This window comes from Nostoc sp. (genome assembly GCF_036917975.1).
Lineage (GTDB): Bacteria > Cyanobacteriota > Cyanobacteriia > Cyanobacteriales > Nostocaceae > Nostoc.
Genome location: NZ_JBALEJ010000024.1, coordinates 247,800 through 263,510, shown reverse-complemented (window position 1 = coordinate 263,510; position 15,711 = coordinate 247,800). Strand labels below are relative to the sequence as shown.

General features: G+C 41.1%; 11 protein-coding genes and 1 pseudogene. 5 read left to right on the top strand and 7 right to left on the bottom strand.

Annotation, left to right across the window (positions count from 1 at the left end; translation table 11 throughout):
* Positions 1–140: 140 nt before the first annotated feature.
* Together V7K76_RS09640 and V7K76_RS34575 are read right to left on the bottom strand one after the other, a co-directional pair.
* Positions 141–3,893, bottom strand: coding sequence for a diguanylate cyclase domain-containing protein (locus V7K76_RS09640; RefSeq protein WP_334776435.1), 3,753 nt, complete (start codon positions 3,891–3,893; stop codon positions 141–143).
* Between the two features lie 127 nt (positions 3,894–4,020).
* Positions 4,021–4,086: pseudogene (locus V7K76_RS34575) on the bottom strand (type II toxin-antitoxin system ParD family antitoxin); the annotation flags it as partial.
* Positions 4,087–4,405: 319 nt separating this feature from the next.
* On the opposite strand from V7K76_RS34575, the gene V7K76_RS09635 reads away from it, so the two are divergent.
* Positions 4,406–5,128 carry a TerC family protein gene (locus V7K76_RS09635; RefSeq protein WP_334776434.1) on the top strand — a complete coding sequence of 241 codons (723 nt, stop codon included), beginning with the start codon at positions 4,406–4,408 and terminating at the stop codon, positions 5,126–5,128.
* Between the two features lie 185 nt (positions 5,129–5,313).
* Here V7K76_RS09635 and ndk read toward each other — a convergent pair whose 3' ends face one another.
* Complete coding sequence (ndk, locus tag V7K76_RS09630) at positions 5,314–5,763, bottom strand: nucleoside-diphosphate kinase (RefSeq protein WP_334776433.1); 450 nt, start codon at positions 5,761–5,763, stop codon at positions 5,314–5,316.
* Between the two features lie 238 nt (positions 5,764–6,001).
* Between ndk and speA the strand changes: the two genes are divergently transcribed.
* Entirely contained in the window at positions 6,002–8,017 is a 2,016-nt protein-coding gene (gene speA / locus V7K76_RS09625; RefSeq protein ID WP_334776432.1) for a biosynthetic arginine decarboxylase, read from the top strand.
* 122 nt (positions 8,018–8,139) lie between these two features.
* On the opposite strand, the gene V7K76_RS09620 is transcribed toward speA, so the two are convergent.
* The 3 genes from V7K76_RS09620 to V7K76_RS09610 all read right to left on the bottom strand — a co-directional run bounded on the left by V7K76_RS09620 (position 8,140) and on the right by V7K76_RS09610 (position 11,637).
* Positions 8,140–9,309 (bottom strand): NDP-sugar synthase, encoded by a 1,170-nt coding sequence (locus tag V7K76_RS09620; protein ID WP_334776431.1) that lies wholly within the window; start codon positions 9,307–9,309, stop codon positions 8,140–8,142.
* 239 nt (positions 9,310–9,548) lie between these two features.
* Positions 9,549–10,358 carry a ScpA family protein gene (locus V7K76_RS09615; RefSeq protein WP_334776430.1) on the bottom strand — a complete coding sequence of 270 codons (810 nt, stop codon included), beginning with the start codon at positions 10,356–10,358 and terminating at the stop codon, positions 9,549–9,551.
* Between the two features lie 790 nt (positions 10,359–11,148).
* On the bottom strand, positions 11,149–11,637 hold the full coding sequence (locus V7K76_RS09610; protein ID WP_334776429.1) for a P pilus assembly/Cpx signaling pathway, periplasmic inhibitor/zinc-resistance associated protein: 489 nt from the start codon (positions 11,635–11,637) through the stop codon (positions 11,149–11,151).
* Positions 11,638–12,087: 450 nt separating this feature from the next.
* On the opposite strand from V7K76_RS09610, the gene V7K76_RS09605 reads away from it, so the two are divergent.
* Together V7K76_RS09605 and V7K76_RS09600 are read left to right on the top strand one after the other, a co-directional pair.
* Entirely contained in the window at positions 12,088–13,350 is a 1,263-nt protein-coding gene (locus V7K76_RS09605; protein ID WP_334776428.1) for a sensor histidine kinase, read from the top strand.
* A gap of 4 nt (positions 13,351–13,354) precedes the next feature.
* Positions 13,355–14,017 carry a response regulator transcription factor gene (locus V7K76_RS09600; RefSeq protein WP_334776427.1) on the top strand — a complete coding sequence of 221 codons (663 nt, stop codon included), beginning with the start codon at positions 13,355–13,357 and terminating at the stop codon, positions 14,015–14,017.
* 229 nt (positions 14,018–14,246) lie between these two features.
* Here the strand turns inward: V7K76_RS09600 and V7K76_RS09595 are convergent, their stop codons facing one another.
* On the bottom strand, positions 14,247–14,672 hold the full coding sequence (locus V7K76_RS09595) for a nucleoside deaminase (protein ID WP_334776683.1): 426 nt from the start codon (positions 14,670–14,672) through the stop codon (positions 14,247–14,249).
* Between the two features lie 88 nt (positions 14,673–14,760).
* On the opposite strand from V7K76_RS09595, the gene V7K76_RS09590 reads away from it, so the two are divergent.
* A complete protein-coding gene (locus tag V7K76_RS09590) occupies positions 14,761–15,552 on the top strand; it encodes an ion transporter (protein ID WP_334776426.1) in 792 nt (263 codons plus the stop codon).
* The last annotated feature ends 159 nt before the right edge of the window (positions 15,553–15,711 follow it).

Sequence of the window (15,711 nt, the reverse complement as noted above, 5' to 3'; positions counted from 1 at the left end):
TCTATTATTGTGACTCAATTGCGATCGCAGAATTGGTGCTATGGCAAAAATCTACCAGTGGATAGGTATAACTATTTTTTTGTGGAGGTTATCCAGAGCAAACTGCCAAAGATGACAAAGTTCTGTTACCACAGCAGGCATCACTCACTCCCTAAGACAGTATTTGTATAAGAGCGATCGCGCCCGTTTGCTTTGGCTTGATAAAGGGCTTGATCTGCTGCCTCAATCAAATCCAAAGGAACCATATTAGATGTAGGAATCACTGTGGCAATTCCGATACTCAAGGTTACATAATGTTTCACAGCTGATGCAGCATGGGGAATATTTAGCTGTTCTAGAGCTTGATGAATGTCTTGGGCAACGTAAAAAGCTCCATCACTAGCAGTGCTAGGTAAGATAACAACAAACTCTTCTCCACCATAACGAGCAACTAAATCTCTAGAACGTTTAACACTTTGTTTGAAAGCTTGGGCAATCAAGCGTAAACAATCATCTCCGGCCGCATGACCATAAGTATCGTTATATTGTTTAAAATAATCAATGTCACATAAAAGTAGTGAGATAAAACCCTGTTCTCGTAAAAGATATTGCCAGACAGAATTAAGCCGATGATCAAAACATCGACGATTGGCGATTTGAGTTAATTCATCTACCATCACCATATTTTCAAGTTGCTGGTTGGCACGCTGTAATTGTTGATAAAGTTCTGATTGCTGAATAGCGATCGCTAACTGTGTTGCCAATTGCTGAAGCAGTTGGTCTTCCCAAGGTTGCCAGTCACGTGAGGCGCTAAAATGATGAGCAACCAAAAGTCCCCAAAGGCGATCGCCTTGAAAAATTGGTACAACTAGCTTGGCTCTGACTTGCAACTTTTCCAAGAACTCTACATGATAAGGAGCAAATCCGGCGGTGTAGATGTCTGGAGTGACTTGGTGCGTACTTTCTTGATAAGACTCTCCCTGTGTTTTGACAAAAGAGTTGTCTGTAATTTCCATATTCAAAATCGATTCCCAACCGGATGCTACAGACTCAGCGATCGCTACACTACTGCAATCTGGCTGAAAGCGATAGATAATGACGCGATCGGTTTGCAGAAAATCTCGAACTTCGGCAACAGTTGTATTCAAAATTTCATCCAAGTCCAAAGATTCGCGGATGTGTTGACCGATCGCATTGACCATGCGTTCCCGTTCTGTTTGCTGTTGCAGGGCAATTTGTGCCTGTTTACGAATTGTAATATCTGTAAATGATGCGACTACCCCATAGGGTTTTGATTCATCGGCTGCAAACAATGGTAGAGAATTGATTGAAATCCAAGTCAAGCTGCCATCAGGTTTGTGAACTCCCATAATGACATGAAATTGGGGTTTTCCGGTGCGTAAGGTGACAATGGCGGGGTGAGTGTCGCCTGGAAAAGTAGTACCATCTTCATGAATAGCTTGCCATCGTGGATCGATGGAAGTTCGCTCCATCATTTGCTCGGCTGTTAATCCTAAAATTCTTTCGGCACTCTGATTACAAGCAGTAATGCGACCATCAGCTTTCTGTAAGACAATACCTTCTGCCATCACTGTAATTACAGAACGATAGCGGTGTTCACTTTCCCTGAGTGCTTCTTCTATACGCTTACGTTCAGTAATATCAGTATGGGTTCCTAGCATTCGTAGGGGAAGACCATCCTCTGTGCGACTCGAAACTTGACCACGGTCTAGAATCCACTTGTAGGTTCCATCTTTATACTTGATCCGATATTCACTAACATATTGTTGGGTTTCACCGCGCAAATGCTTGCTAATCTCCTCGTAAACCCTCGCTTTATCATCTAAATACACTCGCTCTACCCATTCACTGAGGGTATTGCCAATTTCATGCTCTCCAAACCCTAATATTTCTTTCCATCGCCGAGAAAAAAAGACTTCGTTAGTTTCAGCATTCAAGTCCCAAACCCCGTCGCCATTTCCTTCCAAGGTATAGTGCCATCTTTCTTCACTGGTTTTGAGTGTGGCTTCGATTTGTTTACGTGGGGTGATATCTTCAAAAATATATAACCGCCCAAAGTATCGATCCTCAGTATCCCCAATTTGGCTGGAAAAACGGCGAATCGTTCGCCCATCGACAAATAAAATTTCATCCTCAATCGTGCAACGATTTTCTTCAGACTGCAACGGTTTACAGGATTCGGCAAATGCGGGCACATCGGCAATTAAAGGTATACAGTCAGGAATAATGTCATTATTTTTTAAAGCACCCAAGCGCATTTGGGCTTCGAGATGTTCGATGCCCCATATTTCACAGAAGCAGTGATTGAAATAGAGGATTTCGTCGGTGCGATTGTCAACAACCAAGAATCCCAGTAAAGAAATGTCAGTCATAGAACGCAGCAAAGCTTCCCGCCACTGCAATTCTGACTCTGCACACTGACGTTGTTGTAATGCAGCTTGTTGCTTGGTAATATTTTTTTCGTTGACGAGGATGATGGAGTTACCCGTTACCGGATCGCGCGTGCATCGTATATCCATCCCATGCCATTGAATCCCCTCACTGGTAAACACCTGAGCCTCTATGCTGAATACCTCACCGAAATTAATCGCTTCCATCGCTTGTTGCCCAACACTCTTGTCAACAAAGTGACTCAGGAAAATATTCTCAGTTGACGAGTTAGGGTGCAGGGTATCCCGATAACAGCGAAGGGCTGCCGGGTTTTGCATCAAAGGTACACCATCCAGCGTGTAAAGTGAGATGATGACTGTGGTATGACGTAGGGCTTCAATTGATCTCAGTGTTTCTTGGTCAATCTGATTGATAACTTCTGTTGTTACTTCAACCAGCATCGCCATTCGCCCTCGTTCAATTAGAATTCCCGAAAAAAAACAGCAAGCAGAAACGGGTTTTCCTTCTGGGTAAAATGTCCAGTTTTCAGTGATGCTTTTCCCTTGTTGAAATTCTTGCAGATAGCTTTGCATTCGAGTGTGAGTAGACAGGGAAACATCACTGAAGTTGCGATTGAGCAACTCTTCTCGACTTTGAGCATTCCAAATATGCAGAGCGGATTGATTCGCCCACCACATCTGCAAGTTTTGAATATCATAAATCCAAACTGGAGTTTGTAATCGGTCAAATGCAATCAAGTCTGCAACTGATATATTCTTCGGTAATACTGTTCTTGTTATAATGGATTCTCTAAGATTCTTATGCAAAATTCTTTTTATTGACCTCAACTTCAATTTTGGCTGATCTGTCAAAATTTTCAGGTTTTGATTGAGTTGCGGCGTTAGTTTTTGGCAAGATGCAACCCTTTGCTGATGGCGTTCTACTTTCCCAAGAGCGATTCCTAGCTCTGCGACTACTAGTTGAAGATACTCAATTTCTAAAGAACTCCATTGACGTGGGCCGCTGCACTGCTGAACAATTAGTAAGCCCCACAAATGAGGATATGTACTAGAAACTCCAGCAATTTCTTGATTATTTACTAAAATTGGTATTACTAAATTAGCTCGAACCTGCAAGTCGGTTAATAGCTTTTTGTAACAAGGGTCAAGGGTTGTAGTATTAATGTCTTCAATGACGCTAACGTATCCATCTCGATATCGCTGCACCCATGTCGCCTTGAAGCAAGGATCGTAAATCAATTGCCCTAAAATCGGTTTCCATCCATGACTTACAGACTCTTCTGCTATGACTCCATCTCCATCTGGCAAAAAGCGATAGATCATGGCGCGTAGGCGTAACCCGTCGTAGACATCGATTTCTAAAGTTTTTCTAACTTCGCTGACAATAATCTTGAGAATTTCACTCTCTTCAAGCGACTGGTGAATTTGGTCAGCCAGCATCCTAATTTGATCGAGGATTTGCTTTAAATCAATTTCAGAACCCGATAGACGATTGAATATCATGGTAATATTATAACCACAAACTATGTATATTTACTTGTCTAGTATGTAAAAATTCATTCGAGTATTTTATTATATTCCAAATTATCCAAAACGGCTAAGTTAAATTCAAGCTTACACTTGATACTTATTACTCTAATAGCCTAATGCCTGCAAGAATCACTTCTTCTGATGAGGTGTACTTCCCACTTGCAACCTGACTTTAAATGAACTGCTCAAGCTCGATCGTTAAGGAAATATTCATAAACTATTACCATATTTTTGTTCTCATATTCTAATTCGAGAAGCGAAATAACGGCAGTCCATGACGATCGCATTAAGTAAGATATTCCAGTTCTATTATATTAAATAGTACTAAAAATAGTTAAGTAGCACGGTGGTCGCACACATTCAACCCCCTTCAAAATGCACCACAACCACGTTAAGCTAAATTAGAGTAGCAATTTATTGCGCTTTTTAATATGAAAATCTCTGTTCTTGTCAAATTTTAATTTTTTCTGCTTGAGAAACCCGGAATGCTAGACCAAATTTTTGATAACCTCAACTTTCATTTCAGCGTTGAAGCCCCGATAGTTCTGCTGATCCTGATATTTTTAGAGGCGGTGTTATCTGCCGATAATGCGATCGCCTTGGCTGCGATCGCTCAAGGGCTAGAAGACAAAGAACTTGAGCGTAAGGCCCTCAACTTTGGTTTAGTCGTTGCCTATGTGCTACGAATCACCTTGATTTTAACTGCTACTTGGGTACAACAATTCTGGCAATTTGAATTATTGGGTGCTGCTTACCTGCTGTGGTTGGTATTCCAACACTTTAGCTCTCAGCAAAGTGAAGACGATGGCCATCACGAGCCGCGTTTTAATTCGTTGTTGCAAGCTATACCCGTGATTGCATTTACAGATTTGGCATTTTCTTTGGATAGCGTCACAACTGCGATCGCAGTTTCTCAAGAAAGGTGGCTGGTGCTAACAGGTGCAACAATTGGTATTATTGCGCTGCGATTCATGGCGGGATTGTTTATCCGTTGGTTAGACGAATTTGAAAAACTAGAAGATGCAGGTTATGTAACTGTAGCTTTGGTGGGCTTGCGCTTGTTATTGAAAGTGGTGAACGATGCTCTAGTTCCACCAGAATGGATCATGATTCCTGCCATCTTCCTAATTTTAGGCTGGGGATTTTCCAAGCGTGTTGCTGCTGAGTCACCCCAAGTAGAACCAGAAAAGAGCGAAGTCTCTAAATAAAAAGAGCAGGGGGAAATAACTAATAGACATCTCCGAAAAATAACGTAGAGACGTAGCATTGCTACGTCTCTACAAGGGTTCTGGGTAACGCATATTTAATTTCTGGAGATGTCTAATTCCTAATCCCCATTACCCCTTATCCCCAGAGGGGACCCCACCTTCCCCAATCCCCAGCCCCTAATGTCTTACTCGTGCAACCAAGGCGTTAAGTGTGGTTGCCAACTTACCAATTCTTCATCCTTAAACCATAAAGCGATTTCCTGTTGGGCGGTTTCTGGAGCATCAGAGCCGTGGATTAAGTTACGACCAATATTCAGTCCAAAATCGCCGCGAATTGTTCCCGGCTCTGCTGTTAATGGGTTTGTCGCACCAATAATCTTTCTGGCAGATGCAATCACGCCATCGCCTTCCCATACCGTCGCCACTACTGGGCTAGAAGTGATAAATTCCACTAAACCACCAAAAAAGGGACGTTCTCGGTGGACACCATAGTGTTGTTCAGCCAATTCCCGACTGACTTTCAGGAACTTTAAACCAACTAGGGTAAAACCTTTGGTTTCAAAGCGACGGATAATTTCCCCCACTAATCCCCGCTGTACTCCATCAGGCTTAATTGCTAAAAATGTACGTTCCAAAGCTATCTCCTAAAACTTAATAAAGTTTTTATCTAGTCAATTGTCCTTTGTCCTTTGTCCTTTGTCCTTCATCCTCTGTCTTCAGTCCAAGGGTTTTGCACTAATGACCAATGACTAATGACATACAACTCTTGACCAATCAGAGTTTATCTCAGAAATTATCTTTAGGTGCATATACGTTGCCAAATGAATGCGCTAAATTGTTAACTCGTGGGTGAAAAACAGAGGTTAGGAAGAAATGGGTGCTGAGTCAACTGCTACATCTGAAGAGGTGGTACTACCGTCCAATGGACAAAAATCTGAAGTGAAACATCATAAACAGAAAAAACTTTTACCACCTAGTCCTACCACAGGAGATTTACCTCGCCCCTGGAAAATTGAGGATAGCGAAGCCTTGTACCGCATTGAAGGATGGGGACAACCTTATTTTTCCATTAGCGCTGCCGGACACGTTACCGTGGCACCCAAGGGCGATCGCGGGGGATCTCTTGACTTGTTTGAATTGGTCAACGCCATGAAACAGCGCAACTTGGGACTTCCCATGCTGATTCGCTTTTCTGATATTTTGGAAGACCGAATTGAGCGCTTGAACGCTTGTTTTGCCAAAGCGATCGCCCGCTATAATTACCCTGGTGTCTACCGTGGCGTGTTTCCCGTCAAGTGCAATCAAGAGCGGCATTTGATTGAGGATTTGGTGAAATTTGGCAAGCCTCATCAATTTGGTTTAGAAGCCGGTTCCAAGCCAGAATTAATGATTGCTCTAGCTGTATTGGATACACCAGGAGCATTGCTCGTTTGCAACGGCTACAAAGACCGAGAATACATCGAAACTGCAATGTTAGCCCAAAGGCTAGGGCAAACACCAATCATCGTCTTAGAACAGATTGAAGAGGTTGATTTGGTAATTGATGCCAATCGCCAGTTAGGTATTAAGCCGATATTGGGGGTTCGTGCTAAACTCAGTACCCAAGGCATGGGACGTTGGGGAGCCTCTAGTGGCGATCGCGCTAAATTTGGTTTGACAATGCCTGAAGTTATTGAGGCTGTTGACAAGTTAAGAGAAGCTAACCTCCTCGATTCTTTGCAGTTGATGCACTTCCACATCGGCTCACAAATCTCTGCTATCAATGTGATTAAAGATGCCATCCAAGAAGCCAGCCGTATTTATGTGGAATTGTCGATGCTGGGGGCGGATATGAAATACCTTGATGTTGGTGGTGGCTTGGGTGTAGATTACGATGGCTCCCAAACCAACTTCTATGCATCGAAAAATTACAACATGCAGAACTATGCCAATGACATCGTGGCAGAACTAAAAGATACCTGTGCCGAGCGGCAAATTACCGTACCAACACTGATTAGTGAAAGTGGACGAGCGATCGCTTCCCATCAGTCGGTGCTGATTTTTGATGTTCTCAGTACTAGTGATGTCCCCCTCGACCCGCCAGAACCTCCGCAAGAGGGAGAATCCCCAATTATTAATTATCTTTGGGAAAGCTACCAATCCATCAACCAAGAGAATTACCAAGAGTTGTACCACGACGCTGCACAATTCAAAGAAGAAGCCATCAGCCGTTTCAACTTAGGAATTTTACGCCTCAGAGAACGAGCCAAGGCAGAACGCCTCTACTGGGCTTGTTGTCAGAAAATTCTTACCATCACTAGACAGCAAGAATACGTACCCGATGAACTGGAAGACCTAGAAAAAATCATGGCTTCCATCTACTACGTTAATATGTCAGTGTTTCAATCAGCACCAGATTGCTGGGCGATCGACCAGCTATTCCCGATCATGCCAATCCACCGCTTAGATGAAGAACCAATCCGGCGGGGAATTTTAGCAGACCTCACCTGCGACAGTGATGGTAAAATCGACCGCTTTATTGACCTGCGCGATGTCAAATCGGTTTTAGAATTGCACACCCACAAGCCCGGAGAACCCTATTATCTGGGGATGTTCTTGAATGGAGCTTACCAAGAAATCATGGGCAATTTGCACAACCTGTTTGGCGACACCAACGCTGTTCACATCCAATTAACGCCTAAAGGCTACCAGATTGAACACGTTGTCAAAGGTGACACCATGAGCGAAGTTGTCAGCTATGTGCAGTATGACTCCGAAGATATGGTGGAAAACATTCGCCAACGTTGTGAGAAAGCATTAGAAGAAAAGCGCATCACCCTAGCAGAATCTCAGCGCCTACTGCAAACATACGAGCAGAGTCTTAGAAGATATACGTACTTAAATAGTTAGGCATTGGGCATTGGGCAATTCAATTTTGGATTTTGGATTGACGATTTTGGATTAAATTTCAATTCTTTAATCCAAAATCTAAAATCTAAAATCTAAAATTCCTACTCCCCATTCCCCATTCCCTAATTTACATTTGTCCCCAACAATTCTTCTATCGCCTGTCGCTCAAGAGGTGTATGTAATGGCACTGTCTGACGGGCATCGGTAATCAGCCAGTCTAAAGCAGCGGCTTGAACATCGATCGCAGCGCCAGTTTTATCTACGCAATAACGTCCAAATACTAGTTTATCGACTAAACGGACTCCGGGACCCAGGCGCGACCATTCAAAAATCACGCTGTTATCCACTGTTGCGCCACTACATATCCAGCAATTGGGGCCAATCATCGCTGGCCCGACGATTTTAGCTCCGTCTTCGATTCTTGTCATCCCGCCAATGTAAACGGGGCCGGTGATATCTACCTTGTCCCAATTTATGGCGACATTTAAACCAGTGTAGATGCCAGGGGCGACTTGATGACCGGGGATTTGCACATTTTTGATTTCACCCAGCAGCACACCGCGAATCGCCCGCCAATAGTCTGGGACTTTACCAATATCTACCCATTCAAAGTCCATAGGGATGGCGTAGAAAGGTGCTTTGATTTCTACCAAATTGGGAAACAATTGGCTACCAATGTCATATTCGACACCAGAGGGTATATAGTTAAAAACTTCTGGCTCAAAGATATAAATACCTGTGTTGATGTTGGTGCTAAGGGCTTCTTCCGTTGAAGGTTTTTCTTGGAAAGCTTTGACCCGGCCTTCTTCGTCAGTTACAACCACACCATAGCTAGAAACTTCTTCTTTGGGGACAGATTTCGTAATAATAGTAGCGATCGCACCTTTGGATTTATGCCATTTAACCGCCGCAGTTAAATCTAGGTCAATTAAAGCATCACCACATAAAACCACAAAGGTATCATCAAAAAAGGGTGAGAAATCTTGGATGCGGCGCATTCCTCCAGCAGAACCTATGGCTTCGCCTACTAGTTTACCGTTGTCATCAATTTTCCCTTCAAAGGAATAGGCAATCTGCACGCCAAACCGCTGACCGTCACGGAAATAGTTTTCAATTTCCTCAGCCAAATGACTAACATTGACCAAAATCTGGTCAAATCCATGATGGCGTAACAGTTCCAGCAAGAACTCCATCACTGGCTTTTGCAGGATGGGCATCATCGGTTTGGGCATGGTGTACGTAATCGGACGCACGCGAGTACCCTTGCCAGCTGCCAGAATCATCGCTTTCATAAAAATTTATTCCTCAACCACAAGCCGGTTTACTTTCATCGAGTGATACTTAATCATCGTTTTTATTTCTGCTCTAAGTCATCCCTCAAAACAGGGATAACAGTAATTTAGTGGTTGTTGCAACCATCGTTATACTTAGATGACAAGCGATCGCTTATCCTTTCAATTTACTCGGATTTTAGGGCTGAATCAAAAATCTGTAAATTATCTGTAGGGATGTAGGGCTACTTTTAGCTTTCTTAGTTCATTGGATGTTCAAGGGGTCTAAGTAAGCGAATTTTAATCTCATCGTAAAACTCCTCTTGAAATAGCTCTACTTTCGATTGAGCCGAGAGTAGTAATAGCGCCCAGAAAACACCAACTAGTTGACTTTGTTTAGACTCATGTCCAGACCCATTTTGGTTGAGAAGCTTTGTTTGAGTCCACAATTCTACAAGTTGTTCTAAATTCAACCAATTTTGTTCTAAACTTAGGTCTCTTGCTGACAATCTCAACACCTGCTCTAGTTCTCCAGCGACTTCTGTCAGATTTTCCTGGTGAGCTAACTCCAGAGCCTCCCGCATACTTTGGACGCTAGGCTGACGCCTGGGACGGATAGGTTTACTGACTTTTTCTACCAGTTTCAGTTGGTTAGCCATGATCTGCAATTGCTCAATTAACTCTTGCAGAGTCACCCGACGCTTTGGTGGCGGCATTGCTGCTGGACGACGACGCAATTGCCGTTCTAATGGTAGACGATGACCCTGATGTGATACACCGTCTTCACCTTCTAATAGGGCATCATCTTCTACACCATCTTGTGCATCTCCTACAGTTGACAATTGCATCAAGGTGTTGGCTTTGAATAATACCAACATTGATGCTGATAAAAAAGCCTGTCCAGATTGAGACAAGTCCGCTTCGTAGCCTCTTGTTATTGCCCCCGGTGCCATCAATTCTAAGTAGCGGTCAATCACCTCAATCACTTGGACATCCCAAGGATCAATTTCCCCCTGCTCGGCTTGGTAAATCAAGAATGTGATTGTTTCTAATAGCTCGGAAGCTTCCATCAACAGGTTCTAAGTTAATTAATGACAGGAATTGCCTGGTGGCAGTATCTTCTAAAATTTGTAATCAATCACCATTGTGAATTGTGAGATCAGATTGTGCAACTTTTGATTTCCGCAAGGCGCACACTCATGACTCCAGTCAATAAAAAAACATCCCAAATTTTCTTGTGGGGTGAGCAGGGGAAGGCAGGGGAGGCAGAGGGAGCAGGGGGAGGGAAACAAGTTAAAAGTTAAAAGAAATATTGAATTTATCTTTCTTTTTACTTTTTACTTGGTTCTTTTTACTTGTATGCCCAATGTCCAATGCCCCAAGAAGGGATGGAGTTTCCCGCCGACTTTCAATAGACATCTCCAGAAATTAAATATGCGTTACCCAGAACCCTTGTAGAGACGTAGCACTGCTACGTCTCTACGTTATTTTTCGGAGATGTCTAATAAATAGGGAAAGGGAAAGGGGATGAAGTTTTTCCCCTTTCCGCATCTTCTGCAAGAAGTCTATTAATTTTTGACTATAGAAAACAATGCCTGGACATCAGTCAAGTATAGGTGCCAGAGTAATTCTGCTTCACCATTCTGTGCAGTGAGGAAGTTTGCCCAAGTCCTGCCAAAAGTGCCAGTAGCGAGGAAACGCAATTTCTCTATAACCTGTGCAGATGAGGAGCCGGATTTTGGTAAGCAGTGAGTGGTTGCATCATAATCTCATAATCTATTTTGGAATGAGATGGGCAATGTTGCCCATCTCAGACTTATGAAATATTTTTTGAAAGGCTGGATATTATCCGGGAGTTCCTTATTGATGATTTTTACGCCATTGGTGTATTTGTTGCTGCTGTGCGGGAGTTAAGACTGATTTAATCTGTTGTCTTTCTGACTTCTCCAGTGATTTTATTTGGTCTTTCTGTGCTTGACTCAGATTTAATTTAGCAAAAATACCTCCTCTATGACGATGATGACGATGCTGACCTGTTTGTTGACCTGTTTGCCCCTGAGCCTGACGCGCTTGCCACGCAGCCTTACGCGCTTGTTTCGCTGCCTCAAACTGTGCTTTTTGGTCTGGGGTGAAAACTGTATTTTCAATTTGCTGCCAGGTCTGTTGGTGAATGTCCTTAATTTGGGATTCTTGTAAAGATGATAGATTCAAATCTTTCCAGCGTCCATGTGGGGTTTCTGCAAGTAACACAGGTGAAGGAGAGGCTGTTTGGGCGTTAACAGCAAAGGAGGTTGCGGTTAAAGTTAAGGCGATCGCTCCAGCAACTAGCGATAATACTTTGAGTTTCATGACTTATCTCGTGGGTTTTTCCTGGTTGGATGCCATTATCATAAGGACTTATCTTTAGTAGTTACATGAGGAGAAAGTCATGGTTATACCCATGACTTTAGTCATGATTGAATTTTGACAAATATGATTGACAATAAATAGTTAGGAGTGGGGAGTGGTCACGTCGCTCCGCTCCGAATTCAAAATTCAAAATTCAAAATTAATAATCCCCATAAATAAATTTAGGGGCTTGTATCTTTTTGTTTTCAGTAAGTTAAGAGTTTGGAGTGATTTTCCAAAGAATTTAGGATTATAATAAAACTTTGCTTAGATTATTACGTAATATTTTGATATCCTGCATTTAGTCTTAATTACTCAGTCAGCGAAAAGTCTAAACGCCGGAAAATGCTGCTCAAATTGCATTCAAAACTCTTAACTATTAACTCATTCATAACTGGAGTGAAGGGATTAATGAATCGTCAAATTCAAATTAATAAACATCCTTTTCCATCTCTGCTTTATTTGGAGTGGACACTATTAGCGATCACTGCATTGACAGCAGTTATACCACCTCCATTACGGCAATTTCGTCCTAAGAATCCAGAACTATCGATTTGTGGAGTATTTCCCGAATTGTCAGTTTGTAACATATTACCAGAATTATCAATTTATAGTCTGATTATTTTTGCATTAATGGGCTTAAGATTACCCAGGAGTAACCAGATAAATAAGGTTATCTACATAACTGTTGAAATTTTATTGATTTTAACAACTGGACTTTTTGGTGAAAGGTTTGCTCGGCTTTTTCCCTTTCTATACATAATTTTAGTTACTCGCAGTTGTCTAATTTTTCAGTTACCTGGGCGTTTATTCATTACAACTTTATCATTTAGCTTATTTCTGGTGACTACACAACTCAAATACCAGTTATTCAATTTTCAAGCATCACCACAAGCACAAGAACGATATCGATTTTTGATTTTGAATTCGTCGCTGGTATTTGGCTTAAGTTTGGTTTTTGTTTTGTTAATGATGAATGCAGTATTATCTGAACGGCATAGTCGAGAAAAGTTAGCGATCGCTAATGAAAAGCTCCGTCAATATGCGATGCGAATTGAGAATCAAGCTACTTTAGAAGAACGTAACCGAATTGCTCGTGAAATTCATGATTCATTAGGACATTCTTTAACTGCTTTAAATCTGCAATTAGAAACTGCTTTAAAACTATGGCAATCTAACCCAGGTAAGGCTGAAACATTTCTCGCAACAGCGAAGGAATTAGGTTCAAAAGCGCTAAAAGATGTCCGCCAATCTGTTTCTACTATGCGTTCTGATCCCTTACAAGAACAATCTTTAGAACGCGCGATCGCTAGTCTTTCAGAAAATTTTTATCGCTCAAACGGTATTTTACCAATTTACCAAATCAACCTAGAATATTCTCTACCACCTGAAATCAATACCGCTATTTACCGGATTATTCAAGAATCTTTGACAAATATATCTAAATATGCTGATGCAACGGAGGTTAAACTAGAACTCATGAGGACAAAAGGTAATTTGCGATTGATAATTCAGGATAATGGTAAAGGTTTTGATTTAGGGCAAAATACTACTGGTTTTGGACTTCATAGTATGCGCGATCGCACTTTAGCGCTTGGAGGTAATTTTAATATTAATAGCGCTCTTGGTTCTGGTTGTAAAATTATAGTTAATATTCCATTAGCAAGGGGTTGACATAATGATTAAAGTGTTGCTGGTAGATGACCAAAGTTTAATTCGTCAAGGATTAAGGGCATTATTGGAACTAGAACCAGATTTAGAGATAGTTGGAGAAGCAGAAAATGGTGAACAGGCGATTGATTTGGTTACGAAATTTCAGCCAGATGTAATCTTACTAGATATCAGAATGCCAATTATGGATGGAGTTGCAGCTACGCGAGAGATTCAAAAACGTTTTCCTACAAGTAAGATTTTAGTACTGACAACTTTTGATGATGATGAATATGTATCAGCAGCTTTGAAACATGGAGCAATGGGTTATTTATTGAAAGATACACCATCAGAAGAATTAGCTGTTGCTATTCGTGCTGTTCATAAAGGATATACTCACTTAGGCCCAGGTATAGTTAAAAAGCTGCTGACTCAATTTTCTCATCCTGCACTAATCCAGTCCCCGCCTGTACCATCTAGTTTAGTTGAACTTACTCCTAGAGAAAAAGAGGTTTTGCAGTTAATTGCAACAGGCGCTAGTAACCGAGAAATTGCTCAAGAACTCTACATTTCTGAGGGGACGGTGAAAAATCATGTGACAAATATTTTAAACAGATTAAATTTGCGCGATCGCACCCAAGCTGCGATTTGGGCAAATACATATTTATCCTATTTGAATGAGCCAAGTTAAATAATTCGTAATTCGTAATTCGTAATTCGTAATTCGTAATTCGTAATTCGTAATTTTAACTTCTATAACAATTCTATTCGATTTTTGAGGGAAAATAGAATTGTTATATATTAGCTGTAGTGTGTGTTAACGCTAAAAGTAAAGCGTCATTTTGGGGTTTTCAGTGCGTTACAGAAACCGTAACACTACATCATATTCTAATTGTTAATGCAAGTTAACTTTTTATAGCTTATTTAAATAACTCCAAGCATTCATTTTTTAAAACGCCTTTTTTAACTTTGATGTTCCTAAATGACTTGGATATTACCTCTTCAGAAGATATATTAATTTGTGATTGATTTACATTTATTAAATCTTGAATTGAAGCACCATATACAATTTCTGATAAACCACTCCAAACACAAGCAGTTGCACACATTGGACAAGGTTCACCAGTTGTATATATGCTATAACCTTCTAAAGAGGGGTTTTTAAGTTTAGCTGTTAAACTACGAATAACGTTAATTTCCGCATGGGCTGATGGATCGTTGTCTCTCCTCACAGTATTATGAGCTACAGCTACGACTTCGTTATCTTTAACAATCACAGCACCGTAAGGCGCATCACCTTCTTTTGCTTCTGCCAAAGCTAAACGCATAAAATATTCTGGGTTCATATAAGCTGGAGTTAACATAAGGATAATGATTAATAATATCGTATTTCTAATGCTATAACTAGGAATTAAGATGTATTAATGGTCGAATATGTTACTGAGCAGGCAAGAAACAGAGTTTTACTTAAAAGACCTAGAAACACCAATCGGTAAAGTAATTAATTTAACACTTGCCTCTTTGGTGTTAATATCATCAGGAATTTTTGTGGCAGAAACATATAATATTCCTGATGATATGCGGTTTGAGTTAAATGTCGCTGATACTGCGATCGTCATCATCTTTGCGGTGGAATATTCGCTCCGTCTCTGGAGTGCGGAAAATAAAATTAAGTATATTTTTAGTTTTTATTCGATTATTGATTTAATGGCGATTTTACCATTCTTTCTCGGAATGGTGGATATTAGCTTTATCCGCCTACTAAGATGGTTTCGGATTTTACGATTAATTAGATTTATTGATAGAAAGTTTTTATTCGCCAGTATCAGCACCGAAGATGGCATGATTTTTGCGCGAATATTATTTACATTATTTGCAATTGTTTTTATTTACTCTGGTCTAATTTATCAAGTCGAACATCCAGTTAATCCTCAAAATTACGGTACTTTTTTGGACGCCTTCTATTTCTCAGTTGTCACCATGACAACTGTCGGATTTGGCGATGTGATTCCAATTTCTGAATTAGGACGCTTGCTGACAGTATTGATGATTTTTACAGGAATTGCGCTGATTCCTTGGCAAGTGGGAGATTTGATTAAGCGAGTGGTGAAAACTGCTAATCAGGTAGAAACAGTTTGTGTAGGTTGTGGTTTGACTTTCCACGATGTAGATGCTGGGTTTTGTAAAAGGTGCGGGACTAAGTTACCTAGTCGCAGGGTTGATTGAGGTGCGATCGCACTCCGGATTTGATCGGGTTCCATGTAGAGATCCTCTTAGAGTGTTCCAAAAAATAAACGATCCAAAACCCGTCAATTGGGCATTTTTTACTTGGAGTACTCTTAGAGATTGTTTGAAAAGCGATTAGAAATCGCGGCTACACAGGCA

Bases quoted from the DNA above. Each gene is read 5' to 3' on its own strand.
- V7K76_RS09595 (WP_334776683.1), bottom strand. From the start codon at position 14,672: ATGAACCCAGAATATTTTATGCGTTTAGCTTTGGCAGAAGCAAAAGAA.
- V7K76_RS09635 (WP_334776434.1), top strand. From the start codon at position 4,406: ATGCTAGACCAAATTTTTGATAACCTCAACTTTCATTTCAGCGTTGAA.
- V7K76_RS09615 (WP_334776430.1), bottom strand. From the start codon at position 10,358: ATGGAAGCTTCCGAGCTATTAGAAACAATCACATTCTTGATTTACCAA.
- V7K76_RS09610 (WP_334776429.1), bottom strand. From the start codon at position 11,637: ATGAAACTCAAAGTATTATCGCTAGTTGCTGGAGCGATCGCCTTAACT.
- V7K76_RS09620 (WP_334776431.1), bottom strand. From the start codon at position 9,309: ATGAAAGCGATGATTCTGGCAGCTGGCAAGGGTACTCGCGTGCGTCCG.
- V7K76_RS09590 (WP_334776426.1), top strand. From the start codon at position 14,761: ATGTTACTGAGCAGGCAAGAAACAGAGTTTTACTTAAAAGACCTAGAA.
- speA (WP_334776432.1), top strand. From the start codon at position 6,002: ATGGGTGCTGAGTCAACTGCTACATCTGAAGAGGTGGTACTACCGTCC.
- V7K76_RS09640 (WP_334776435.1), bottom strand. From the start codon at position 3,893: ATGATATTCAATCGTCTATCGGGTTCTGAAATTGATTTAAAGCAAATC.
- V7K76_RS09605 (WP_334776428.1), top strand. From the start codon at position 12,088: ATGAATCGTCAAATTCAAATTAATAAACATCCTTTTCCATCTCTGCTT.
- V7K76_RS09600 (WP_334776427.1), top strand. From the start codon at position 13,355: ATGATTAAAGTGTTGCTGGTAGATGACCAAAGTTTAATTCGTCAAGGA.